The organism is Streptomyces sp. NPDC057307 (assembly GCF_042667665.1).
Classification (GTDB): Bacteria; Actinomycetota; Actinomycetes; order Streptomycetales; family Streptomycetaceae; genus Streptomyces.
This window is the reverse complement of the sequence record NZ_JBHUZM010000002.1, coordinates 153,363-175,607: the sequence shown is the minus strand read 5'-3', so window position 1 is coordinate 175,607 and position 22,245 is coordinate 153,363. Positions and strand designations below refer to the sequence as shown.

21 protein-coding genes are annotated in these 22,245 nt (G+C 72.1%); 10 read left to right on the top strand and 11 right to left on the bottom strand.

Annotation, left to right across the window (positions count from 1 at the left end; translation table 11 throughout):
- Positions 1–474 (bottom strand): hypothetical protein (locus tag ACFUN8_RS01780; protein WP_383630063.1); only part of this gene is annotated, 474 nt, incomplete at its 3' end.
- Between the two features lie 231 nt (positions 475–705).
- On the opposite strand from ACFUN8_RS01780, the gene ACFUN8_RS01775 reads away from it, so the two are divergent.
- From ACFUN8_RS01775 to ACFUN8_RS01755, 5 genes are all read left to right on the top strand, one after another.
- On the top strand, positions 706–2,127 hold the full coding sequence (locus tag ACFUN8_RS01775) for a M20/M25/M40 family metallo-hydrolase (RefSeq protein WP_383630061.1): 1,422 nt from the start codon (positions 706–708) through the stop codon (positions 2,125–2,127).
- A 16-nt stretch (positions 2,128–2,143) separates the two neighbouring features.
- Complete coding sequence (locus tag ACFUN8_RS01770) at positions 2,144–2,719, top strand: histidine phosphatase family protein (protein WP_383630059.1); 576 nt, start codon at positions 2,144–2,146, stop codon at positions 2,717–2,719.
- A gap of 232 nt (positions 2,720–2,951) precedes the next feature.
- A complete protein-coding gene (locus tag ACFUN8_RS01765) occupies positions 2,952–3,311 on the top strand; it encodes a VOC family protein (protein ID WP_383630057.1) in 360 nt (119 codons plus the stop codon).
- A gap of 99 nt (positions 3,312–3,410) precedes the next feature.
- Positions 3,411–4,274 carry a LysR family transcriptional regulator gene (locus ACFUN8_RS01760; protein ID WP_383630055.1) on the top strand — a complete coding sequence of 288 codons (864 nt, stop codon included), beginning with the start codon at positions 3,411–3,413 and terminating at the stop codon, positions 4,272–4,274.
- 114 nt (positions 4,275–4,388) lie between these two features.
- Complete coding sequence (locus ACFUN8_RS01755; protein ID WP_383630053.1) at positions 4,389–5,255, top strand: NAD-dependent epimerase/dehydratase family protein; 867 nt, start codon at positions 4,389–4,391, stop codon at positions 5,253–5,255.
- A 243-nt stretch (positions 5,256–5,498) separates the two neighbouring features.
- Here ACFUN8_RS01755 and ACFUN8_RS01750 read toward each other — a convergent pair whose 3' ends face one another.
- A complete protein-coding gene (locus ACFUN8_RS01750) occupies positions 5,499–5,888 on the bottom strand; it encodes a VOC family protein (RefSeq protein ID WP_383630051.1) in 390 nt (129 codons plus the stop codon).
- 265 nt (positions 5,889–6,153) lie between these two features.
- Here ACFUN8_RS01750 and ACFUN8_RS01745 point away from each other — a divergent pair, with 265 nt between their 5' ends.
- Both ACFUN8_RS01745 and ACFUN8_RS01740 read left to right on the top strand, forming a co-directional pair.
- Entirely contained in the window at positions 6,154–6,792 is a 639-nt protein-coding gene (locus ACFUN8_RS01745) for a nucleoside/nucleotide kinase family protein (protein WP_383630049.1), read from the top strand.
- A 137-nt stretch (positions 6,793–6,929) separates the two neighbouring features.
- Positions 6,930–7,901 (top strand): hypothetical protein, encoded by a 972-nt coding sequence (locus tag ACFUN8_RS01740; protein ID WP_383630047.1) that lies wholly within the window; start codon positions 6,930–6,932, stop codon positions 7,899–7,901.
- 36 nt (positions 7,902–7,937) lie between these two features.
- Here the strand turns inward: ACFUN8_RS01740 and ACFUN8_RS01735 are convergent, their stop codons facing one another.
- The 8 genes from ACFUN8_RS01735 to ACFUN8_RS01700 all read right to left on the bottom strand — a co-directional run bounded on the left by ACFUN8_RS01735 (position 7,938) and on the right by ACFUN8_RS01700 (position 16,125).
- Positions 7,938–8,591 carry a TOPRIM nucleotidyl transferase/hydrolase domain-containing protein gene (locus ACFUN8_RS01735; protein ID WP_383630045.1) on the bottom strand — a complete coding sequence of 218 codons (654 nt, stop codon included), beginning with the start codon at positions 8,589–8,591 and terminating at the stop codon, positions 7,938–7,940.
- A 99-nt stretch (positions 8,592–8,690) separates the two neighbouring features.
- Positions 8,691–9,332, bottom strand: coding sequence for a hypothetical protein (locus ACFUN8_RS01730; protein WP_383630043.1), 642 nt, complete (start codon positions 9,330–9,332; stop codon positions 8,691–8,693).
- A gap of 24 nt (positions 9,333–9,356) precedes the next feature.
- Positions 9,357–10,091 carry an amino acid ABC transporter ATP-binding protein gene (locus ACFUN8_RS01725; protein ID WP_383630081.1) on the bottom strand — a complete coding sequence of 245 codons (735 nt, stop codon included), beginning with the start codon at positions 10,089–10,091 and terminating at the stop codon, positions 9,357–9,359.
- A gap of 89 nt (positions 10,092–10,180) precedes the next feature.
- Positions 10,181–11,062, bottom strand: a complete 882-nt coding sequence (locus ACFUN8_RS01720) for an amino acid ABC transporter permease (protein WP_383630079.1) — start codon at positions 11,060–11,062, stop codon at positions 10,181–10,183.
- 38 nt (positions 11,063–11,100) lie between these two features.
- On the bottom strand, positions 11,101–11,988 hold the full coding sequence (locus tag ACFUN8_RS01715) for an ABC transporter substrate-binding protein (RefSeq protein WP_383630041.1): 888 nt from the start codon (positions 11,986–11,988) through the stop codon (positions 11,101–11,103).
- Positions 11,989–12,173: 185 nt separating this feature from the next.
- Positions 12,174–13,157 (bottom strand): aldo/keto reductase, encoded by a 984-nt coding sequence (locus tag ACFUN8_RS01710; RefSeq protein WP_383630039.1) that lies wholly within the window; start codon positions 13,155–13,157, stop codon positions 12,174–12,176.
- A 111-nt stretch (positions 13,158–13,268) separates the two neighbouring features.
- The gene (treZ, locus tag ACFUN8_RS01705; protein WP_383630077.1) at positions 13,269–15,023 is read right to left on the bottom strand and encodes a malto-oligosyltrehalose trehalohydrolase; all 1,755 of its coding nucleotides are present in this window, start codon (positions 15,021–15,023) and stop codon (positions 13,269–13,271) included.
- Between the two features lie 193 nt (positions 15,024–15,216).
- Positions 15,217–16,125, bottom strand: coding sequence for a GNAT family N-acetyltransferase (locus ACFUN8_RS01700; protein WP_383630037.1), 909 nt, complete (start codon positions 16,123–16,125; stop codon positions 15,217–15,219).
- Between the two features lie 124 nt (positions 16,126–16,249).
- On the opposite strand from ACFUN8_RS01700, the gene ACFUN8_RS01695 reads away from it, so the two are divergent.
- The 3 genes from ACFUN8_RS01695 (at position 16,250) to ACFUN8_RS01685 (ending at position 19,694) form a co-directional block, all read left to right on the top strand.
- Positions 16,250–16,798 (top strand): DUF1707 and FHA domain-containing protein, encoded by a 549-nt coding sequence (locus ACFUN8_RS01695; protein WP_383630035.1) that lies wholly within the window; start codon positions 16,250–16,252, stop codon positions 16,796–16,798.
- A gap of 202 nt (positions 16,799–17,000) precedes the next feature.
- Positions 17,001–19,214: an MMPL family transporter gene (locus tag ACFUN8_RS01690; RefSeq protein ID WP_383630033.1), complete on the top strand. Its 2,214-nt coding sequence runs from the start codon at positions 17,001–17,003 to the stop codon at positions 19,212–19,214.
- A gap of 105 nt (positions 19,215–19,319) precedes the next feature.
- Complete coding sequence (locus ACFUN8_RS01685) at positions 19,320–19,694, top strand: VOC family protein (RefSeq protein WP_383630031.1); 375 nt, start codon at positions 19,320–19,322, stop codon at positions 19,692–19,694.
- A gap of 94 nt (positions 19,695–19,788) precedes the next feature.
- Here the strand turns inward: ACFUN8_RS01685 and treY are convergent, their stop codons facing one another.
- Positions 19,789–22,131: a malto-oligosyltrehalose synthase gene (gene treY / locus ACFUN8_RS01680; RefSeq protein WP_383630029.1), complete on the bottom strand. Its 2,343-nt coding sequence runs from the start codon at positions 22,129–22,131 to the stop codon at positions 19,789–19,791.
- Between the last annotated feature and the right edge of the window lie 114 nt (positions 22,132–22,245).

Genomic DNA, 22,245 nt, shown 5'->3' with positions numbered 1-22,245 from the left:
CTCGCCGCCGGTGGCCGTCGCCGCTTCCGCCTCGGAGCGCAGCAGCGGATGGATCACCCCGGGAAGCACCCGCGCCCGCACGACTTCCTCCGCCGACCCGCCGACCACCACGGTCTCGGCGACGCCCCAGGGCCGCCCGGCCAGGTGGACGGTGAGGGTGTACGAGGAGGAGCAGCCGGTGCACTCGTACCGGTCGGCCCAGGTCTCGACCTCGGTGGTGCTGCCCGGATAACGCTTCACATGCCGGTGCCGGGCATGACAGTGGTCGCAGGTCTCACCCGGCTCACAGGTCCCACCGCACGGACAGGGCACATCAAAGCTCTCGGCGGGCACCCAGCGCTGCACGAGAGCGGCTTCGCGGGTGGCGCCCATGTCCTTCATGGCCTTGAGATTGCGGGCGGCGACGTTGTACGACTCGCCGGTGGCGTTCATCCGGTCACGGATGACGTCCTTGCGTCCTCGGTTGGTCGTCATGGGCTTCCTTCACCAGTCCCTTCGGGTGTCACGCAGCCCGCAGAGAGGTGCACGATCTCGGTACGCCCTACGGTACCTGCCGCCACCACACCCACGGCCCGCGCCGGTGGGCGGGCCTGTGCCGGGGGCGCGTGCCGCGGGCCTGTGTCATGGGCCTGTGCGCGGGCTTGTGTGGGGTTGGCCTGTCCATGACGATGAAGCGCCGGTTCATCGCTTCGGAAGGGATTTTCCATGCCCGAGCAGTCCGCTGGAATGCCGCGTAGAAGGACCGTCCTCGCCTCGGCCGCCGTGACGGCCGCCGGCGTGCCCCTGATCGCCTCCGGCGGGCAGGCGGCCGCCGCGCCCGGCCGGGGCGGGAGCGGGGGCGCCACCGTGCAGGCGCCCGACCGGGAGTTGCGCACGTTGCTCAAGGAGATCGACGCGGACCGGATCGAGGCGACCGTACGGCGGCTCGCCGCGTTCGGGACCCGGCACACGCTGTCCGTCCAGGACGACCCCGAGCGTGGGATCGGCGCCGCGCGTGACTGGATCCTCGCCGAGATGAAGAAGTACGCGGCGGTGTCGGGCGGCAGGATGACCGCCGGGCTCCAGTCGTACATCCAGGAACCCGCGTCGCGTGTCCCGGTCGCGACGAGGATCACCAACGTCGTCGCCACACTGCGTGGTTCGGTCACCCCCGACCGCGTGTACGTCGTCGCCGGGCACTACGACTCGCGCGTCACCGACGTCATGGACGCCACCAGCGACGCGCCGGGCGCCGACGACGACGCCTCCGGTGTCGCGCTCGTGATGGAGCTGGCGCGGGTCCTGGCGAAGCGGCGCCCGGCGGCGACGATCGTGTTCGTGGCGGTCGCCGGCGAGGAGCAGGGCCTGTACGGATCGGGGTACGCCGCGAAGCAGTTCAAGGCGGCCGGCGCCGACATCCAGGGCATGTTCACCAACGACATCATCGGCAGCTCGCGCGCCGACGACGGCACCCGCGACCCGTACACGGTGCGGCTCTTCGCGGAGGGCGTACCGACGTCCGAGACCCCGGCGCAGGCCAACACCCGCCGCTCGGTGGGCGGCGAGAACGACTCGGCGACCCGGCAGCTCGCGCGCTTCGTGAACGACGTGGGGGACAACGACGCGACCGGCATGAACGTACGCGTGGTCTACCGGCGCGACCGCTACCTCCGGGGCGGCGACCACATCCCGTTCCTCGAACAGGGCTATCCGGCCGCCCGGTTCACCGAACCGGCCGAGGACTTCGCGCACCAGCACCAGGACGTACGGGTGGAGGACGGCAAGCAGTACGGCGACCTGCCCGAGTTCTGCGACTTCGACTACATCGCGCGCGTGACGCGGGTGAACGGCGCCGTGCTGTGGACCCTGGCGCAGGCGCCCGGCACGCCGCGCGAGGCGCGGATCGTGACGAGCAACCTCACCAACGACACCGAGCTGAAGTGGGCGCTCGGCACGGAGCCGGACCTGGCGGGCTACGAGGTCGTGTGGCGCGAGACGACGGAACCGGAGTGGACACATGTGATCAAGGTCGGCCTCGCGACCACGCACACGGTCGACCTGTCCAAGGACAACGTCTTCTTCGGCGTACGGGCGGTCAACCGGGACGGCAAACGGAGCCCGGTGGCCTTCCCGATGCCGGGCAACTGATGATCCGGCCCCCGGCATGACGGTGGAACTCGTCTACGAGACCCATGCCACCACGACCGACAACGAGGCCGGACTCGCGACCGGTTGGCTCCCCGGCGAACTGTCCGCGACCGGCCGCCGACAGGCCCGTGAGCTGGGCGACCGGCGCCGTGACGACGGAATCGACGTGGTGTTCACCTCCGACCTGGCGCGGGCGGTGGACACCGCGCGGATCGCGTTCGCGGGGACGGCGATACCCGTCCACCAGGACGCGCGGCTGCGGGAGTGCGACTACGGCCACTTCACCGGGCGCCCGTTCACGGAACTGGCCCCACGCAGGGCCCGGCACATCACGGAGCCGTTCCTCGGCGGTCAGAGCTACCGCGACGTCCTCGACGCCACGGCCGACTTCCTGCGGGAGCTGAGCGCGGACCGGGACGGACAGCGCGTACTGCTCGTCGCACACTCGGCCAACCGCTGGGCCCTGGCGTGCCTGCTCGGCAGAGCCCGGCTGCGCGACGTGGTCGACGAGCCGCCGGGGTGGTGGCGGCCGGGGTGGGAGTACGCCCTGCCGTCCGGCTGGCGGGGGCGGGGGCGGGGTGCGGTCCGCTAGGTCCTGTCTTCAAAGTAGCGCCGTCCGCCCGTAGGGCGGGGCCTGCGCCCGCCGCGGAGCGGCTGATGTCTCGTTGGTGCGGTGCATCGCAAGGCGGAGGATCGGCCTCGTACTGGGCGTACTTGGTCGATTCCGACAACGCGGCGAGGTGCCGTGCCAGGCGTCGCAGGCCAGGCGGGACTTTGAAGACAGGGCCTAGGGCCCGTCGGCGACAGGCCCTAGCCTCGGGCCCATGGGACTCGAATGGGAATCGCTCGTCGTCGACGCCACCGACCCGGCCGCCCTCGGCCGCTGGTGGTGCGAGGCGCTCGGCTGGACCGTGGTGAACGACTCGCCCGAGGACTACGAGATCAGGCCGGCACCCGACCGGATGCCCGGCCTGCTCTTCGGGCCCGTACCGGAGGGGAAGACCGTCAAGAACCGCCTCCACCTGGACTTCCGCCCCGACGACCGGGACGCGGAGGTCGAACGCTTCCTGGCACTCGGCGCCCGCCACGCGGACGTCGGGCAGCGGGGGGACGAACCGTGGGTGGTGCTCGCGGACCCCGAGGGGAACGAGTTCTGCGTGCTGGGGGAGCGGTCCGCGGGCTAGGGCGGGTCTTTTGGACCAGGCCGGATCGGGCAGAGCCCCCGGAGTGCGCCTAGCCTGGACGCATGGCGCCCGCACGGCGTCCGCACGGTGGGAGGGCTGGTGGATGTCGATCTGCGCAAGCTGCGCTACTTCCTCGTCGTGGCCGAGGAGTTGCACTTCGGGCGGGCCGCGGAGCGGCTGCACATCACACAGCCGGTGCTCTCCCGGCAGATCCGCGCGCTGGAGCACGAACTGCGCGCCGAGCTGCTCACCAGGAACAAGCAGTCCACCGAGCTGACAGCCGCGGGCCGCCAGTTGCTGGAGGACGCCCGGCCCCTGCTGGCCGGCGCGGGGGCGCTCCGCCTCCGTGTCCGGCGGGCCGCGCGGGGGGAGTCGGCGTTCACGGTCGGCTTCATGCCCGGGATCACGGTGACCGGCGCGGTACGGGCCTTCTCCGCCGCGCATCCCGAGCTGACCGTGAAGGTGGTGCGCACCTCCTGGGCCGACCAGGTCGAGGCGGTGCACGAGGGCCTTCTCGACGTGAGCTTCGTGCGGCTGCCGGTCGACCGTCGCGGCCTGGCGCTGCGCCCGGTCTTCCGGGAACCGCGCGTCGCCGTCCTGCCGGCGCACCACCGTCTGGCGGGCAAGGAGTCCATCGGTATCGCGGACCTGGCCGCCGAACGCCTGCTGCAGGACCCCGACGCCGTACCCGAGTGGCGCGACCTCCCCGACCGGCCGGACGGCACGGAGACCGCCGGTCCGCGCCCCGCCTTCCGCAGCGTCGAGGAGAAGCTGGAACACGTCGCGACGACCGGGGGCGTCATCGTCCTCCCGCTCTCCACCGCCACGTACTACACCCACACCGATGTCGCCCATGTGCCCATCGGCGACATCGGCCCCAACGAGGTCTGCCTCGCCTGGAGCGCCCACCGGCACTCCCCGCTGCTGCCGGAGTTCGCCGACATCGCCGTGTCCCAGCACTGATGCCCCGAGGGCATCACCGATGGCGGAAGAGGTCTTGGACGTGATCCGCGGCACGGGTCCAGGGTGGAAGGAGCGGCGGATCCCCCGCCGCCATCGGAAAGGACCGTGAGTGCGATGCAGGTCTTCATCACAGGCGGCTCGGGCTACATCGGCCGCGCCACCGTCCAGGCACTGATCCGGCACGGCATCGAGGTGACGGCGCTGGCGCGCAGCGAGCACTCCGCGCGCACCTTGACCGACCTGGGTGCCACCCCCGTCGCGGGGGCGCTCACCGACACCGGCGTTCTTCGGGAGGCGGCCGGCCGGGCCGACGGGGTGATCCACCTGGGGGTGGACTACGCCGAGGGCACCGCGGACGTCGACCGCGCGGCGGCGGAGGCGATGCAGGAGGGTGCGGGAAGCGGCCCGTACGTGCACACCGGCGGGGCGTGGGTGTACGGCGACACCGACGGGGTCGTCGACGAGAACGCCCCGCAGAGCCCGCCGCGCATCACCGCCTGGCGGCTGGAGAACGAGAAGCGGGTGCTGGCCCGCGCCACCACCGGGGAGCGCCCGGTCGTGGTGATGCCGGGACTGGTCCACGGCCACTCCGGCGGACTGACGCAGGCGTACTTCGTCGAGCCGGGGCGCGCCGCCGGCGCCGTACCGTGCATCGGGGACGGGTCCAACCACTGGGCGCTGGTCCACGTGGACGACCTGGCCGAGCTGTACGTCCTGGCCCTGAACGCCCCGGCCGGTTCCGTCTACGCCGGGGTCGGCGGCCAGAACCTGCCGCTCGCGGACATCACCCGGGCCCTCAGCCACGCCGCCGGATGTCCGGGCCGGATCGAACCGCTGACCCTTGAGGAGGCCGAGCGGCGGATGGGCCCGATCGCCGAGGCGTTCGCCCTCGACCAGCAGCTCACCGGCGCGCGCGCCCGCCGCGAGCTGGGCTGGACGCCCACGCGTCTCGACGCCCTGGCCGACCTCGCCCAGGTCTGAGGCACCGGCCCGGCTGCCTGGCTACGCCGTCCGCCTCGCCGCCCGCTTCCGCGACCCGTCGCTGCGCGAGATCACGCCCGCGCTTGGCCGCGGCAACCGCCACAGCACCGACAAGGCGCGGCGCGTCCTCGGCCGGCAGCCGCGACCCGCCCGCCGGACGGTGCTCGACCGCGCGAACAGCCTGATCGCCCACGGCGCCGTCCGCTCCCGCTGATCCGGCGAGGCTTCCGCGAAAGATGAACCCTAGGGCTGGGCCGGCTGCATCAGGTCCCAGCGGTTGCCGTACAGGTCCTCGAAGACCGCCACCGAGCCGTACGGCTCGTGCCGGGGCTCCTCCAGGAAGCGCACCCCCGCGGCCAGCATCCGGGCGTGGTCCCGCGCGAAGTCGTCGGTGTGCAGGAAGAACCCCACCCGGCCGCCCGTCTGCGCGCCGACGCGCCCCCGCTGGGCGTCGTCGGACGCGCGGGCCAGCAGGAGCGCCCCGGCGCCGCCGTGCGGCCGTACGACCACCCAGCGGGAGCCGTCGCCCCGGTCGGTGTCCTCGACCAGTTCGAAGCCGAGGGACTCGGTGTAGAAGGCGATGGCCTCGTCGTAGTCGCGGACGACGAGGGTGACCAGGGCGATATGAGGCATGGCCGGAACGTTATACGTATGACCGGAGGGTGGGCAAGGCAGCGCGACGTCTCCCTGCCGCCTAGGTCCTGTCTTCAAAGTAGCGCCGTCCGCCCGTAGGGCGGGGCCTGCGGCGGCTGGTGCGGTGCATCGCAAGGCGGAGGATCGGCCTCGTACTGGGCGTACTTGGTCGATTCCGACAACGCGGCGAGGTGCCGTGCCAGGCGTCGCGGGCCAGGCGGGACTTTGAAGACAGGGCCGAGGGCCCGGATGGAACAATGCGCCCATGGACGCGTGGCAGCTCGACGCACTCACCCGCCGCGCCCGTCGGCTCGCCGCCCCCGGCCAACGCCGGATCCTGGGCATCGCGGGCGCACCGGGCGCGGGCAAGTCCACCCTCGCGGCGGAACTCGTCGCGGCGCTCGGCGGGAGCGCCGTACTCGTCCCCATGGACGGCTTCCATCTCGCCCAGGCCGAGCTGCGCAGACTCGGCCGCGCCGACCGCAAAGGCGCGCCCGACACCTTCGACGCCGTCGGATACGCCGCGCTGCTGGCCCGGCTGCGGGAGCCCGCACCGGGGGTCGTCGTCTACGCGCCCGCGTTCGACCGGGCGCTGGAGGAGGCCGTGGCGGGCAGCGTCGCCGTCGCGCCCGACGTCCCCCTCGTCATCACCGAGGGCAACTACCTGCTGCACGACGACAATGCCTGGGCGCCGGTCCGCGGCTTCCTCGACGAGGCGTGGTTCCTGGAACTCGACCCCGTGGTGCGCGTACGACGGCTGGTCGACCGGCATGTGAGCTTCGGCAAGGAACGGCCGTACGCCGAGCGCTGGGTCAGGGACTCCGACGAGGCCAACGCGCGACTGGTGGCGCTGGGCCGGCACCGCGCGGACCTCGTCGTTCCGGTCGCCGTCGGACCCGGCTGACCGGGAACGTACGCCCCCCGACCCGACATCTGACGCCGCCCAGGGCCTACCATCGATCGTTCGACGCACATTGACGATCACAGGGGCAACGGGGACCGGGGCGCGTAGCCGGGTGCGATCATGGGGAGGCGGACGACGTGGGGCTGTTCAGACGTGGGCCGAAACGGGACGGGCGCGAGATGCCTCGCGACCCCGAATTCTCCTTCTTCTCGACCGACGAGGCCGCGCTCTTCCGCAGCCAGGTCCGTGAGGCGTTCGCCGAGCGGGGCCTGGAGGTCACCGTCTACTCAGACCTGGTGACCGACAGCGCGGGCCGCCAGTTCGGGCTCTCCAACCTCGCCGCCGTCTGCCACAACGACGACCGGGGCGCCCGCGTCTGGGGCGAACTCGTCCGGCAGCACGCCGGGATGGTCCTGCGGACCATGGACGGCCCCTCGGCCCTCGACACCCTGTCGCCCGCGCAGATCAGGGCCCAGCTCTACCCGCGGGTGATCAGCGGCGACAGCCTCGACGCGCAGGCGTTCGCGTACGCGCGCTCCGTCGCCCCCGGACTGTACGAGATCCTCGCGCTCGACCTCCCGGAGAGCGTCATGATGCTCACCGACGAGGCGCTGGAACCGCTGGGCCCGCTGCACGAGTTGCGGGCGCAGGCACTGGGCAATCTGCGCCAACTGCCCGTCGAGGGGCGGGAGACGGTCAAGGACCCGGAGGGGATGCGGTTCGAGGTCGTCATGGGCGACTCGTTCTACACCGCGAGCCGGGTGCTGGCGCTGGACAGCGTCGTACACCAGGTCACCGGGCGCCGACTCGGCACGGACGGGGCGCTGGTGGCGTTCCCGTTCCGCCATCAGCTCGCGTTCCACGTCATACGTGACGCCACGGTCATCCCGTCGCTGAACGCGATGGCGTCGTTCGCCGCGTCCGGCTTCGAGGACACGCCGGGCGCGATCAGCCCGTACGTCTACTGGTGGCGCGACGGCACGCTGACGCAGCTCAGTGACAAGGACGAGGGGAACACCGAGGCGGGCGGGCTGCGCATCGTGGTCGGTGACGACTTCCAGGAACTGCTGGAGCGCCTGGTCTCACCGTCGGGCCCCGACGAGGACTGAGCGGGGACCGGGCGGGGTCCGAGCGCCCGCCGGGGGTCAGAGGACGGCCAGCAGGTCGTCGAGCGGGGCGGGTACGCGGTCGGGGTCGAGGGCCTCCACGAGGACACGGCCGTAGTGGATCTTGCGGCCCTTCTTCGTACCGAGGAAGCGCCGCAACTGCTGCTGTGCGGAGCGGCCTTGCTGCGCGGGCTGCCGCAGGAAGGTCTGCAGGGGGCGCAGGTCGCCCTCCGCGCGGACCAGCTCCTCGACCCGTGTCACGCCCAGCGCGCGGATCAGTTCGTCCTCAAGATCCGCCGCGCAGACGAAGAACCCGTCCTGCGCCGCCCCCGCCCGCTCCCAGCCTCGGGTGTAGTAACGACGCTCGCGCTCGTCGCACAGTCCGGTGAGGCGCAGGCCGAGGCCGGACGGCCCGAGGAGCTGGGCGAAGCGCCCGACGCTCATCGCCCCGCCCATCGGCAGGACGCAGACTCCCTCGGCCGCCAGATCCCGCCCGCGGCTCGCCGCCAGCGCGTCGACCGCGGCGACGTCGCTCGGCCCTTCGAGCAGCACGACCGCCCGCACGGGCAGCCTCGCGGCCAACTCGCGCGCGGAGTCGCCGGGGTGGTGGGGGCCGTGGGAGTCGCCGGGGTCCTTCGGGCCACCGGCCGCCCACGCGATGACCGCCTCGCGGAACGCCCCCATGTCAGCCATGGGACGAGTCTCCGCCGTTCCCGCCCACCACGCCAAGGAATTTCCGGCGGCACGCCGGTCTCCCACCGGATGTCGGGGCCGGCGACCGCACACGCCCTCCTACAGCGCGCGCAGCCACGCGGCTCCCCGAGGGGAGAGCGTGTAGCCGGTGTCGAGGCTGAGCGTGAGACCGAGGTCCTTCAGCTTGCGGATGTCGCGCTTGAGCGTGTCCTTCTCGACGCCGAGGGACGCCGCGAGATCCACGGCACGCGTACCCGGGTTGCCCTCGATCAGCCGCAGCGTCTCGCGCGTCCACGGACCGCGCGCGGCGCGTCCGTCGAGCCGGTCCAGCGCCGCGCCGATGTGCGCGACGTCGTCGGCGCCGAGGTCGGTGTCGGCCGCCATCGCGTGCCGGGGGTCCGGGCCGCCGTAGGACAGGGTGATCCGGAAGACCGGATCACGGGAGGTGCCACGCAGCGCGGCCAGCACGTCCTCGACGTGGCGGGCGCCCGCGGCGTGGGCCTCCTCGGTGGTGATCGTCGCCGGATCGACGCGCTCGACGGCGTCGATGACGATCACCCCGGCGACGGAGAGGAACGTACCGCCGGGGGAGACCCTGCTGGTCGCCCAGCGCCGGAACGCGAGCGTGATGTCGCCCCGGGCGACGCCTTCGGCGACGACCCGTGTGAGCATCACGGCGCTGTGCCGTTCCGAGCGGTCATGGGCGTACTCCTGGCGGCCGGTGGGCTGGTCGCCCTCCATCCTGCCGTACGCGCCGCCGCCTTCTCACAGACGACCCGCCTCCACGATCCGCCGCAGGAACTGCCGGGTGCGCTCCTCCCGGGGGCCGCCGAAGACCTCCTCCGGGGTGCCCCGCTCCAGCACCACCCCGGCGTCCAGGAAGCAGACCTGGTCGGCGACCTCACGGGCGAAGGCCATCTCGTGGGTGGCGATGACCATCGTCATGCCCTCGCCCTTCACCTCGCGTACGAGGCCGAGCACCTCGCCGACCAGCTCGGGATCCAGCGCGGCGGTGATCTCGTCCAGGAGCAGCAGGCGGGGGCGTACCGCCAGCGCCCGTACGATCGCCGCCCGCTGCTGCTGTCCGCCGCTGAGCCGATCCGGGTACTCACCGGCCTTCGCCCCGAGGCCGAGCCGCTCCAGCAGTTCGCGGGCGCGTGCGTCCGCCTCCGTGCGGGAGAGCCCGTGGACGCGCCGGGGAGCGAGGGTGATGTTCTGCAGGACGGTGAGGTGCGGGAAGAGGTTGTACGCCTGGAACACCACCCCGATCCGGCGGCGCACCGCGTTCGTGTCGGTGCGCGGATCGGTGATCTCCTCGCCGTCCAGCCAGATGGCCCCGTCGTCCACCTCCTCAAGGAGGTTGACGCAGCGCAGCAGGGTCGACTTGCCGGACCCCGAGGCGCCGATGAGCGCGGTCACCGTGTGCGGGGCGACCTCCAGGTCCACGTCGCGCAGCACCGGTGACGTGCCCGTGCCGAACGACTTGCGGACGGCCTCCATCCGCAGCACGGGAGCCCCGGGCGCGGCGGCCCCTGCCGCCCCCGGTCCCGTGCCCGATCCCGTGTCCTGTGTCGCGTCCGTCGGCGCGCTCATACGATTCCTCCCTGTGCCCGTCGCCGGTCCATCCGGGCCGTCACCCAGTCGGTGAACCGGGTCATCGGGATCGTCAGCGCGACGAAGACCAGACCGGCGACGACGTACGGGGTGTAGTTGAAGTCCTTGCCCGCGATGATCTGCGCCGCGTACACGGCGTCGACGGCGCCGGCGATCGATACGAGACCGGTGTCCTTCTGCAGCGACACGAGGTCGTTGAGGAGCGGCGGCACCACGCGCCGCACCGCCTGGGGCAGTACGACGAAGCGCAGCGCCTGCCCGCTGCTGAGCCCGAGGGAGCGTGCCGCGGCCCGCTGGGAGGCATGGACGGACTCGATGCCCGCCCGGAAGACCTCCGCGACGTACGCCGAGTAGGTCAGTACGAGGGCGGTGCCGGCCAGCAGTACGGGATCGTTGGTCACCCCCTGGAGGCGCAGCGCCGGCACTCCGAAGACCACCATCAACAGGCAGATGATGAGCGGCAGTCCGCGGAAGAAGTCCGTGTACGCGGTGGCCAGCGCCCGTACCGGGAAGAACACCGGCCCGCGCAGGGTACGCGCCACCGCGAGCAGCAGCCCGAGCGCCAGCACGGCGGCACCGCACACCGCCAGCAGCCGCAGATTGAGCCACAGGCCCTCCATGACCTGGGGGAACGCCACGCGCGCGTAGTGGGCGCTGAAGAAGGTCTCCTTGGTGCGCTCCCAGCCGGGGGAGTTGGTGATCAGGACGAACAGCACCGCGCCCGTCACAAGGGTGCTGACCGCGGCGATCGCCGTCGCGCGCCGGGCGCGGGCCCGCCGGTGGCGTTCGCGGGCGAGGCGGCGCTCCGAGGGGACGTAGCCGTCGTCGCTGCCGGGCCCGGCGAGTCTCTTCTTCAGCGTTTTGTGCGGCGACTTGTCCGGGGTCTTGTCCAGCGTCACTTGAGTACCGGTGCGTCGACGGCGTCCGAGAGCCACTTCTTCTCCAGGGCGGCGAGGGTGCCGTCCTTACGGAGGGCGTCCACGGCGCCGCTCACGCAGGAGGTCAGCGTGCTCTCCTTGTCGAGGACGAGACCGAACTGCTCCGGCTTGTCGCCGGAGTCCGGGAACTGACCGACGACCTCCGCCTCCGGCACCTCGGCGCCGGTGATGTAGAAGGCGGTGGGCAGGTCCACGACGATGGCGTCCACCTGGCCGCTCTTCAGGGCCGACTTGGCGAAGTCGTTCTTCTGGTAGACGGCGGCCCGCTGCGTGGGCTTCACCAGGTCATTGATGAAGTCCAGGCTGGTGGTGCCCACTTGGGCGCCCAGCTTCACGTCCTTCAGATCGGCCACGCCGGTCGCCCGCGCGGCCTTCGACGACTTGAGGGCGACGACGGCCTGGCGTACGTCGTAGTAGCCGGAGGAGAAGGCGACGGCCTTCTTACGCGACTCGCTGATGGAGACCTGGTTGATGTCGAAGTCGAACTTCTTGGCGCCCGGCGCGAACGAGGTGTTGAAGGGCACGGTCTGCCAGACGACCGCGTCGCGCCCGTAGCCGAGCCGCTCGGCCACGGCGTACGCCACCGCCGACTCGAACCCCTTGCCGTTGGACGGCTCGTCGTCGGCGAACCAGGGGGCGTACGCGGGCTTGTCGGTGCCGACGGTCAGCTTCCCCGCCGCCTCGGTGGCAAGCCCGCCGGGTGCGCAGGACTCCGCCGTGTCCTGCGTGCCGGACGCCTTGCCGGACGCCTTGTCGTCCGGCTGCGGGGAGCAGCCGGTGAGGGCGGCGCCGAAGGCGAGGGCGGAGCACAGAGCGGTGACCAGGGAACGGTTGACGAGATGCATAGCGGGAGACTCGCAGTGCTCGGGCCGGTCTGTCGAGAGATCAGGGCAGCTGTCCGCATGTTGGGAACGGGTGTTGCGGCACTGTGAACAGCACCGCGACACCCGCCTGTTACACGCCGCCCGGCACCGTACAGCGGAGCCGTACCCGTGCCGTCAGGGCCGTACCGCGGCGCCGTACAGGATCCTCAGACGAAGCGCGCCAGCACGTTGTACGGATACGGCAGCGGGCGGGCGCTGGCCTCGTCCAGCCGGCTCGTCTGAGCCGCCGTCAACTCCCACCCCACCGCGCCGAGATTGTCCGTCAGCTGGTCCAGTGTCCGCGCGCCGATGATCGGGGCCGTGACTCCCGGGCGGCCCAGCAGCCAGCGCAGTGCCACCTGTGAGGGGGTGCGGTCCGACTCGGCGGCGACGGCCTGGACCGTCTCCACGACCCGCCAGGTCTCCTCGTTGTCGCGGCCCCGCCAGCTCTCGCCGTCGCCGTGGGACTCACGGCTGCCGGGCGGGACCGACGTCATGCCGCGCCGGTACTTGCCGGTCAGCCAGCCGCCCTGGAGAGGGCTGTACGGGATCACCCCGACGCCCGCCGCCTCGCTCTGCGGCAGCAGCTCCCACTCCACCTCGCGCGCGAGGAGGTTGTAGATCGGCTGGAGGCAGACGTACGGCGCCCAGCCCCGCCGGTCGGCCACGTCGAGCGCCCGCTGGAGCTGGCCGGGGGAGACGTTGCTCGCGCCCAGGTAGCGGACCTTGCCCGCCGTCACGAGGGTGTCGAGCGTGCCGAGGGTCTCCTCGATCGGGGTCCGGAAGTCCCAGACGTGCGTCTGGTAGAGGTCGATGTAGTCGGTGCCGAGCCGCCGCAGGCTCGCCTCCACCGACGCGATGATGTGCTTGCGGCCCAGCCCGGCCTCGTTGGGGCCCTCGCCCATCGGGAGAGCCACCTTCGTCGCGATGACGAGCCCGTCGCGGTCGCGGCCCTTCAGCCAGCTGCCGAGAACCTCCTCCGAGACGCCCCGGCCGTACGCGTCCGCCGTGTCCAGGAAGGTGCCGCCGGCTTCCGTGAAGGTGTCGAGGATGCGGTGCGCGCCCGCCTCGTCGTCCTTGGTGAAGGTCATCGTGCCGAGGCAGAGTTCGCTGACGCGGAGCCCTGTCCTGCCGAGAGATCGCTGCTTCATGGTGCAGACGCTAGGCGTTCGAGCGCACACGAGGGCGTCGATTTTCCTTGCCGCAGAATTCCCTTCCCGACTCTCCGCCCTCCTGACTCGCTTTCTGCCGGTGGCGGGAGTTCAGCCGCCCGCGAGTACCGCGCACGACTCCGGCGGCAGCCGCAGCACCCCGTCCCGGCCGGGCGGCTCCACCGGGCCCCAGGCCACCAGCACCTGGCCGGTCCGGCCGCCCAGGGGGATCTCGACCGGCCGCGCGGACAGGTTCAGCGCGATGCGCAGATCGCCGCGCCGGTACGCGAGCCAGCGCGCGCCCTCGTCGTACGCCACCTTCACCGTCGCCAGGTCCGGGTCGGACAGGTCCGGATGGCTGTGGCGCAGGGCGATCAGGTCGCGGTGCCAGGCGAGCAGGCGGGCATGCGGCTCGCGGGCCGCCTCCGCCCTGTCCAGGCACGAGCGGTCGCGCGTGGCGGGGTCCTGCGGGTCGGGAATGGACTCGGCCGCCCAGCCGTGCGCCGCGAACTCCCGCCGCCTGCCGTTGCGTACGGCCTCCGCCAGCTCCGGGTCCTGGTGGTCGGTGAAGAACTGCCAGGGCGTACGGGCGCCCCACTCCTCGCCCATGAAGAGCATCGGTGTGAAAGGCCCCGTCAGTACGAGCGTCGCGGCGCACGCCAGCAGACCGGGGGAGAGCGTCGCCGACAACCGGTCGCCGAGCGCGCGGTTGCCGATCTGGTCGTGGGTCTGGGCGTAGCCGAGGAAGCGGTACGAGGAGGTCCTGCCGGGATCGACGGGGCGGCCGTGCGCCCGGCCCCGGAAACTCGAATACGTACCGTCGTGGAAGAAGCCGCGGGTCAGGGTCTTGGCCACCGCGGCGACCGGCCCGGCCGCGAAGTCGGCGTAGTAGCCCTGTGATTCGCCGGTGAGCGCGGTGTGCAGCGCGTGGTGGAAGTCGTCGTTCCACTGGGCGTGCAGCCCGAGACCGCCCTGCGGGCGCGGCGTGGTCGTCCGGGGATCGTTCAGATCGGACTCGGCGATCAGGAACAGCGGTCTGGCCAGCTCCGCCGAGAGCGCGTCGACGGCGGTGGACAGCTCTTCCAGGAAGGTCAGCGCGCGAGTGTCGGCGAGGGCGTGCACCGCGTCGAGACGCAGCCCGTCGAAGCGGTAGTCACGGAGCCAGGCGAGCGCGCTCTCCAGCAGATACGCGCGCACCTCGTCCGAGCCGGGGGCGTCGAGGTTGACGGCCGATCCCCAGGGGGTGTGGTGCGTGTCGGTGAAGTATGGGCCGAACTGCGGCAGGTAGTTGCCGGACGGGCCCAGGTGGTTGTGCACCACGTCGAGCACGACGCCGAGTCCCAGCCCGTGCGCCGTGTCGACAAAGCGCTTCAGTGCCTCGGGTCCGCCGTACGGCTCGTGCACCGCCCAGAGCGACACACCCTCGTACCCCCAGCCGTGCGTCCCCGGGAAAGGGCACACCGGCATCAGCTCGACGTGGGTGATGCCCAGCGCGGCCAGCGGGGCGAGATGGGCCCCCGCCGCGTCCAGGGTGCCCTCGTCGGTGAACGTGCCGACGTGCAGCTCGTAGAGGACCGCGCCCGGCAGCGGCCGGCCGCGCCACGGCGTGGACCACTCGTACGAGTCATGGTCGACGACCGCGCTGAGCCCGTCCGGGCCGTCCGGCTGGCGGCGGGAACGGGGGTCGGGCAGCACAGGCCCGTCGTCCAGGGCGTAGCCGTAGCGGGTGCCGTCGGCGGCGGGCGAGTCGGCGGTCCACCAGCCTTCGCGCAGCGGGTCGCGGGTCATGGTGGTGTGGCCGGTGGCGTCTTCCAGGTGGAGCGTGACGCGGTCCCGCGCCTGCGGTGCCCAGACCTCGAACTGCATGAGTCGTCCCCCTCTGTCGCCGATGTCGTCGGCACTCATCACCCACATAGTGACAAGAGTGCAGGCAGGAGGCTCGGTGATCGCGTCGATTCGGAGGACACGACCGGATCCGGCCAGCTGGGTCCCGCTGCCGGACGGGTCCCGTGGTCGGACCGACCCGGCCCGACCGATCCGACCCGGCCGATCCGCCCGCTCACACCAGGTTGATCCGCTCCGTCACCACCGGATACCCCGCGCGCGCGAATTGCGCGGCCATCGGGAAGTTCCCCCGGTCCGTCGCGCCCGCGATGAACGTCGCTCCGTTCTCCGCCAGCACGTTCGTGCACTCGACCAGCAGGTCGTACGCGTACCCGTGACCGCGCTGCTCCGGTACGACTCCGATGAACGCGACGCACGGCCCCGACGGGTTGTGCGCGGGTACGTGGATGCCGACCAGCTCGCCCGCCGGGTCGTACGCCAGCTGCCACCACTCGCGCGGCGACGGGCACCAGCGGAAGAAGTCCAGCTCCTCCTGGGCGGCGCTGTCCGGCCCCGACGTGTCGATCGCGCGCAGCGCGTGCGCGTCGAGCGTGCCCGCCTGGACGCGGCGCAGCACGTCGAAGATCACGTCGTCGTCCGGCTCGGGGCGGAACTCCAGCCGGCCCGGCCGCGCCGGCAGCGCCAGATCGGACGTCCACCGGTAGGTGAAGCGCTCGACCAGCGGCTTCATCCCGGCGGCCCGTGCGGCGTCCGTCCGGGACTCGACGGCCGCGCGGAGCTTCGCGTCCTCGCGCCAGCCGGCGGGCGCGATCAGCTCGTACTCGACGTTCCACGGGGCGCGGCGGAGCAGTTCCGCGCCCGCCTCGTCCTCGCCCTCCGCGATGTCGAGCCAGTTGAGCACCAGCGGCTCCCGGTCCTCGGGTCCGCCCCACCAGGCGGCGCGGGCCACGACGACGCCGTCGCGCAGCGCCACCCAACTCCACTCGGGGCGGTAGTCGCCGCCCTCGGCGACGGTGCGGTACTCGACCCCGGTGATCGCGCGGCCGACGAGTCCCGCGTCGGGCAGAGAACGGAACAGCGGAGCTTCGGAATCGGCGATCTGACGGAAGACCGGATCGGTCATGTAAGTGAGCCTCCAGGAAGGGGCGCTCACCGTAAACGAGCGGCAAGTGGCCGGTCGAACCAATTTTGTCACCGTGCGATGGCCGTTCTGGACACCTCACCGACTCGGCCCGACAATCAGTCATGTGACGTCCTCGTTCGAGTTCAACACGTATCCCGCGCGGCTCTCCGACGCCGAGCGCGACCGTGTGCTCGCGGTGCTGAGAGAAGGAGCGGCACAGGGCAAGCTGTCGCACGACACCTTCATCCGCCGCATGGATCTCGCGCTGGCCGCGCGCAGGTCGGACGAGTTGCAGGTGCTCACGGCCGACCTGGACACCGACGGCCGTTGGACACGGCGGTTGTTCGGCGCGGTGGGGCGGGCGTCCGCGTTCTCCGTACGGTTGCGCAGGGCCTGGCAGGTCGAGCGGCTGCCGAAGCTGCTGCTGCCCGACCCGGGCCCGATTCCGCTGCGTATCGGCCGCGATCCGATGAACGGGCTGCGGCTCAGCCACGACACCGTCTCCCGGCTCCACGCCGAGTTGGGTATGCAGGGCGGGCGGTGGATCCTGCGGGATCTGGGGTCGACCAACGGCACGACGGTCAACGGGCGTCGGGTGACGGGGACCGTCGTGGTGCGCGACGGCGACATGGTGAGTTTCGGTCAGCTGAGCTTCCGGCTCGCGGCGCACTGACGGCGCCCCTCGCGGCGCCGGTGCCGCGCCGAACCGCCCGCCGAACCGCGTGCTGAGCGGCTCGCCGAGCGGCTTTCCGTAGCCGCTTGCTGGGGAAAACCGCAGGCAGGTTGTGCGGTGTACCCCAGTGACCCGGATACACCCCGGGCGGGAACCTGATCATCAGCAGCGAATCAGGTTCGTCCAGGGGGAGGTGCCCGTCATGTCGGGCAGAGAGCAGTTCACCGTCGGAGTCGCGCGCTGGTGCGCGACCCACCCATGGCGCGCGGTCGTCGGGTGGGTCGTGTTCCTCGCGCTCTGCGTCGGCGCGGGCGCCGCCGCGGGCACGAACAAGGGGAAGTTCGAGGACTTCTGGGTGGGCGAGGCGGGTCGCGCGGAGGCCATGGCCCAGCACAGCGGTCTCACGCCCGCGCCCCAGGAGGACGTGCTCATCACCTCCCGCGGGGGGCCGCTCGACACCCGGGCCGCACGGGCCGCCGCGAGCGCCGTCGAGCAGCGGATGGAGAGGCTGCCGGCCGTCGTGTCCGTCGCCGGCCCGGTCGCCTCCAAGGACGGCGGGTCGCTGCTCGTCACCGTCACCCTGCGCGGTGACAAGGAGACCGCCAAGACCGACGTCGACGCGCTGCTCGCGCAGACCGAGGCCGTACGCGACGCACACCCCGGCCTGACGATCGAACAGACCGGCAGCGCCTCCATCTCCAACGGAGTCAACGACAAGCAGGGGACCGACCTTCAGCGGACCGAGATGATCAGTCTGCCGATCACGTTCATCATCCTGTTCGTCGTCTTCGGCACCGTCCTGGCGGCCGGGATCCCGCTGCTGCTCTCGGTCTCCGCGATCGGCGGTGCCATCGGGCTGTACGGGCTGGCGTCCTGGGTCTTCCCCGACGCGGGCGGCGCGGTCATCAGCGTCGTCTTCATGCTGGGCATGGCCGTCGGTGTCGACTACTCGCTCTTCTATCTCAAGCGGGCCAGGGAGGAGCGCGAGCGGTCCGGCGGCACCATCAGCCACGTCGCCGCCGTGGAGCTGGCCGCCGCCACCTCGGGGCGCGCGGTCGTCGACTCCGGACTCGCCGTCGTCCTGGCGCTCGGCGGCCTCTACGTCGTGGACGACGTCATCTTCTCGTCCATCGCCACCGGCGCGATCCTGGCGACGCTCGTCGCCGTCGCCGCGTCACTGACCGTCCTGCCCGCGCTGCTCGCGAAGCTCGGCCCCCGGATGGACGGCCGGAAGAGCCGCCGCGCCGGACGGCCGGGCGCCGACGGCTCCCGGATGTGGACGGCCATGCTGCGCCCGGTGATGCGCAGGCCGCTTCTCACCCTCATGGCCGGCGTCGCGGCGACAGCGGCCCTCGCGCTGCCGGCGCTGGGCATGGTCATGGGTACGGAGGGCAAGGAGACCTTCCCGGACAGCGTCCCGTCGGTCGCCGCGTACGACAGGCTGACGGAGGCGTACCCCGCCCGGGGAATCGCGCATCTCGTCCTGGTGAGGGCGGACGACGCGCACGCCGACGAGGCACGGACAGGGCTGCGGCAGCTCGCCGCCCGCACCCAGGGCGATCCGCTCTTCGCCCAGGACGGTCCGCCGAAGCCCGTCGTGTCCAAGGACGGCCGAACGGCCCTGCTGCGGCTGCCCGTTCCGTACACGCAGAACTCCGACGAGGCGGAGCGTTCACTGACGCGCGTACGGGACGTACTCATCCCCGCGACGGTCGGGCGGGTCGACGGCGCCGAGACCGCCGTCTCCGGGGAGACCGCCGGCGGTGTGGACTACGCGGCCCATCAGGAGGGGCGACTGCCCTGGGTGATCGTGCTCGTCTCGCTCACCACCCTGGTCATCATGTACATGGCCTTCCGCTCCGTCGTCCTGGCGGTGCTGGGCGTGGCGCTCAACGTGGCCGCCGTCGCGGTCTCCTGGGGTGTCCTCGCGCTGGTCTTCCAGGGGACGTGGGCCGAGGGGCTGCTCGGCTTCGACTCCACCGGCTTCGTCGGCTCCCGCAACCCGTTGATGATCTTCACGATCCTGGTGGGGCTCTCGACGGACTACCAGATCTTCGTGGTGAGCCGGATCAGGGAACGGGTGCGGCGCGGGGTGCCGACGCGGGAGGCGGTGGTCGAAGGCATAGCCGGTTCGGCGAGTGTCGTCACGAGCGCGGCGGTCATCATGGTCTCGGTCTTCGTCAGCTTCCTGTTCATCGACCGGATCGAGATGAAGCAGATCGCCGTCGGGCTGACGGTGGCCGTGCTCTTCGACGCGATCGTGCTGCGCGCGCTGATCCTGCCGTCGGCGATGGCGCTGCTGGGCGACCGGGTGTGGTGGCCGGCCAAGCCGGAGCGGCTGCGCGAGGCGGCCCCGGCACCGGCTCCGGTGCCGTCCGGAGCGGTGCCCGGTGCGGCGGCGCGCGGGGACCGATGATTTCCGCCGCCGCGGACGGTCATGACCTTGTATGTGCGTATCAGGCGCACGGCCAGGACCTGGACACGCGTGGACAGGCGCAAGGACAAGAGGGAGGCACACCTCATGGCAGCCCAGAGCAACATCACCGGACTCGGCGTCATCCTCGGCAGCACGGACCCCGAACCGCTCATCGAGTGGTATCGCGCCGCGCTGGAGCCGTTGGGTGCCCGCTGGGACGAGCACATGCTTGTCGTCGGGCAGGAGACGATCATCGGTTTCGACCGGCGTGACGACGTCGCGGACAAGGCCGCGGAGCCCGGGAGGCATCTGATCAACATCACGGTGCGCGACATCCGAGCGGCCGAGAAGCACCTCAACACGCTCGGAGTGACCTGGGTGCGGCCGGTCGAGGACGTCGGAGGAGGGTGGATCTTCTCCACCGTCTCGGACCCGGTCGGCAACTACCTCCAGATCCTCCAGGCCCCAGCGGCGGGCTGAGCCGCCGGAGCACCCGGCCGCCGGACGGACGCCCGTCACGCCCCTCACGTCCGTCCGGCGCCCGCGCCCGGCCTCCGCACCCCGCCCCGCGGCGCTACTCGCGGCGGGACAGCAGCGCCACCGGGCTCGCCGACAGCAGCTCCGTCAGGGAGATCGGCCCGCCCGGGAACTCACGGTCCGGGGAGAGCGCGTCCGTCCAGCGGCCCGCCGGGAGTTCCAGCACCGTGCCCGACCAGCCGCCCGCCGCCGCCAGGCGCAGGGACAGCCGTGTGACCGCCGTGATGACCTCACCCGAGCGGGAGAACGCCGTGCAGTGGTCCGCCGCCGGGCCCGTCGCGTTCAACGGTGTGTACGTGGCCGACTCCGCGAAGGCGTGGGGGCGTTCGCGGCGCAGTCGCAGGGCCGCCACCGTCAGCACCGTCTTCTCGTCGGGCGGGCCCGTACGGAAGCGTTCGCGGTTGTCCGGGTCGACCAGGGCCAGATACTCCCGCTCCGTGCGCTGGTAGATGTCCGGCACGCCCGGCATCGTGAGATGGACCAGCGCCGCGCCGAGCGTGTTCGCCCGTACGTACGGGGCGAGTTCACGGGTGAGCCGGGCCACCGCCTCACGCGGCCGGCCGGCCGGGCCGGCCGCCACGAAGTCCCGTACCGCCTGCTCGTACACCGGATCCGGCTCCGTCCAGCTGGTGTGCAGCCCCGCCTCCCGTACGGACTTGAGCAGCGCCGGCTCCATCCGGGCGCCGTCCGGCGGCGCCTCCGCCGGGGTGAAACCGACGGCCGTCTGCCACGCCTGCCAGGCGAGTTGGGCGTCCGGCGCGGCGACCCCGGCCAGCTGGCGCAGCAACGCGTCCCACCGCTCGGGGCACTCGGACAGGACGGTGATCCTGGCCCGTACGTCCGCGCTGCGCTTGGTGTCGTGCGTGGTCAGCACGGTGCCGGTGGCCGGCCAGTCGCGGGCCAGGCGCGCACAGTAGTCGTGGAAGCGCTCCGGGCTCACCGCCGGCCGCCCGGGGTCACCGCCGACCTCGTTCGCGGACAGCAGCGGCACATGGCGGTAGAACGCCGTGTCCTCCACGGCCTTGGCGCGCAGCGCGGACGACGTCTGGGCGAAACGCGCGCAGAACGCCGTCCGGTCGGGGCCGCCGCCGAGCCTGCCGAGCGCCAACTCCCGTACGACGTCTACCGCCGCGGCCTCCTCCGGTACCGCGAACGCCGCCTTCGCCTGCCGCGCCGCCTCCTCCGACACCGCGGCCTCGTCGGACTTCCGGCAGGGCCCGCCCGCGACCGTGTAGGGCCGGTAGACGGGCACCCGTACCAGCAGCTCCCTGATCGCCGTCCGCAGCGCCCACGGCGCGTGGTCGCGCAACGTGACGTCCGCCGCGCAGATCCGCTCCGCGATCCGGGCCAGCGCCCCGGTCTCGGCGGCCAGTTCGTCGATGACGACCTTGTACATCGCGCGCCGCACGGTCGCTTCCCAGTAGCCGCCCCGGTCGCCCGCCGGGCCGGTGAAGTCCCGGAAGCGCTGGGCCAGTTCGTCGGCGCCGACCGGATCGGTGAACAGCCCGTCGATGCGGTGCAGCGCGTCGTACCCCGTCGTGCCCGCCACCGGCCAGCTCGCGGGCAGCGGCTCGTCCCCGGTGAGGATCTTCTCCACCACCGTCCAACAGGCCCCGCCCGTGGCCTCGTTGAGGCGGCGCAGATACGCCTCCGGGTCGGCCAGGCCGTCCGGATGGTCGATCCGCAGACCGTCGACGACCCCGTCCCGTACGAGTTCGAGGATCTTGGCATGGGTCGCGGTGAAGACCTCCGGGTCCTCCACCCGCACCCCGATCAGCTCGGAGATGGTGAAGAAACGCCGGTAGTTCAGCTCGGTGCGCCCCAGCCGCCACCACGCGGGCCGGTAGTGCTGGGCGTCGAGGAGCGCGGGCAGCGGCAGCTCCTCCGTGCCGGCGGCGAGCGGGAAGCTCTGCTCGCCGTGGTGCAGCATGCCGTCCTCGACCCGCAGTTCGGCCAGTTCACCACCCACCGGCCCCGGCAGCACGGGCAGCAGCAGCTTCCCGCCGCCCGCCTCCCAGTCGATGTCGAACCACCGCGCGTACGGGGACGCCGGACCCTCCCGCAGCACCTCCCACAGGGCCCTGTTGTGCCGGGGCGCGGTCGCCATGTGGTTGGGCACGATGTCGAGAACGATCCCGAGCCCGTACTCGTGGGCCCGGTCGGCCAGCTTCCGCAGCCCCTCCTCGCCGCCCAGCTCGGCGCGTACGCGCGAGTGGTCGACGACGTCGTATCCGTGGGTCGAGCCCGGTACGGCCTCCAGCACGGGTGACAGATGGAGGTGCGAGACCCCGAGCGCGGCCACGTACGGCACCGCCTTGGCGGCGGCGGCGAAGGGGAAGTCCGGCTGGAGCTGGAGTCGGTAGGTGGCAGAGGGCGTCATGCGAACGTACGTACCCCGCTGAGCGGCTTCTGTGTCATCCGCTCATGCATTCGGCAGCCCGGCCCGACCGGAGGTATGCCCGGAGACCTGCCCGGAGACCCCGGGGGCCCGTCC

What these genes read in the sequence shown, in the direction of transcription:
- ACFUN8_RS01710 (WP_383630039.1), bottom strand. Translation starts at nt 13,157, where the DNA reads ATGAAGCAGCGATCTCTCGGCAGGACAGGGCTCCGCGTCAGCGAACTC.
- ACFUN8_RS01730 (WP_383630043.1), bottom strand. Translation starts at nt 9,332, where the DNA reads ATGGAGGGCGACCAGCCCACCGGCCGCCAGGAGTACGCCCATGACCGC.
- ACFUN8_RS01770 (WP_383630059.1), top strand. Translation starts at nt 2,144, where the DNA reads ATGACGGTGGAACTCGTCTACGAGACCCATGCCACCACGACCGACAAC.
- treY (WP_383630029.1), bottom strand. Translation starts at nt 22,131, where the DNA reads ATGACGCCCTCTGCCACCTACCGACTCCAGCTCCAGCCGGACTTCCCC.
- ACFUN8_RS01700 (WP_383630037.1), bottom strand. Translation starts at nt 16,125, where the DNA reads ATGACCGATCCGGTCTTCCGTCAGATCGCCGATTCCGAAGCTCCGCTG.
- ACFUN8_RS01690 (WP_383630033.1), top strand. Translation starts at nt 17,001, where the DNA reads ATGTCGGGCAGAGAGCAGTTCACCGTCGGAGTCGCGCGCTGGTGCGCG.
- ACFUN8_RS01755 (WP_383630053.1), top strand. Translation starts at nt 4,389, where the DNA reads ATGCAGGTCTTCATCACAGGCGGCTCGGGCTACATCGGCCGCGCCACC.
- ACFUN8_RS01750 (WP_383630051.1), bottom strand. Translation starts at nt 5,888, where the DNA reads ATGCCTCATATCGCCCTGGTCACCCTCGTCGTCCGCGACTACGACGAG.
- ACFUN8_RS01685 (WP_383630031.1), top strand. Translation starts at nt 19,320, where the DNA reads ATGGCAGCCCAGAGCAACATCACCGGACTCGGCGTCATCCTCGGCAGC.
- ACFUN8_RS01765 (WP_383630057.1), top strand. Translation starts at nt 2,952, where the DNA reads ATGGGACTCGAATGGGAATCGCTCGTCGTCGACGCCACCGACCCGGCC.
- ACFUN8_RS01775 (WP_383630061.1), top strand. Translation starts at nt 706, where the DNA reads ATGCCCGAGCAGTCCGCTGGAATGCCGCGTAGAAGGACCGTCCTCGCC.
- ACFUN8_RS01745 (WP_383630049.1), top strand. Translation starts at nt 6,154, where the DNA reads ATGGACGCGTGGCAGCTCGACGCACTCACCCGCCGCGCCCGTCGGCTC.
- ACFUN8_RS01715 (WP_383630041.1), bottom strand. Translation starts at nt 11,988, where the DNA reads ATGCATCTCGTCAACCGTTCCCTGGTCACCGCTCTGTGCTCCGCCCTC.
- treZ (WP_383630077.1), bottom strand. Translation starts at nt 15,023, where the DNA reads ATGCAGTTCGAGGTCTGGGCACCGCAGGCGCGGGACCGCGTCACGCTC.
- ACFUN8_RS01735 (WP_383630045.1), bottom strand. Translation starts at nt 8,591, where the DNA reads ATGGCTGACATGGGGGCGTTCCGCGAGGCGGTCATCGCGTGGGCGGCC.
- ACFUN8_RS01725 (WP_383630081.1), bottom strand. Translation starts at nt 10,091, where the DNA reads ATGGAGGCCGTCCGCAAGTCGTTCGGCACGGGCACGTCACCGGTGCTG.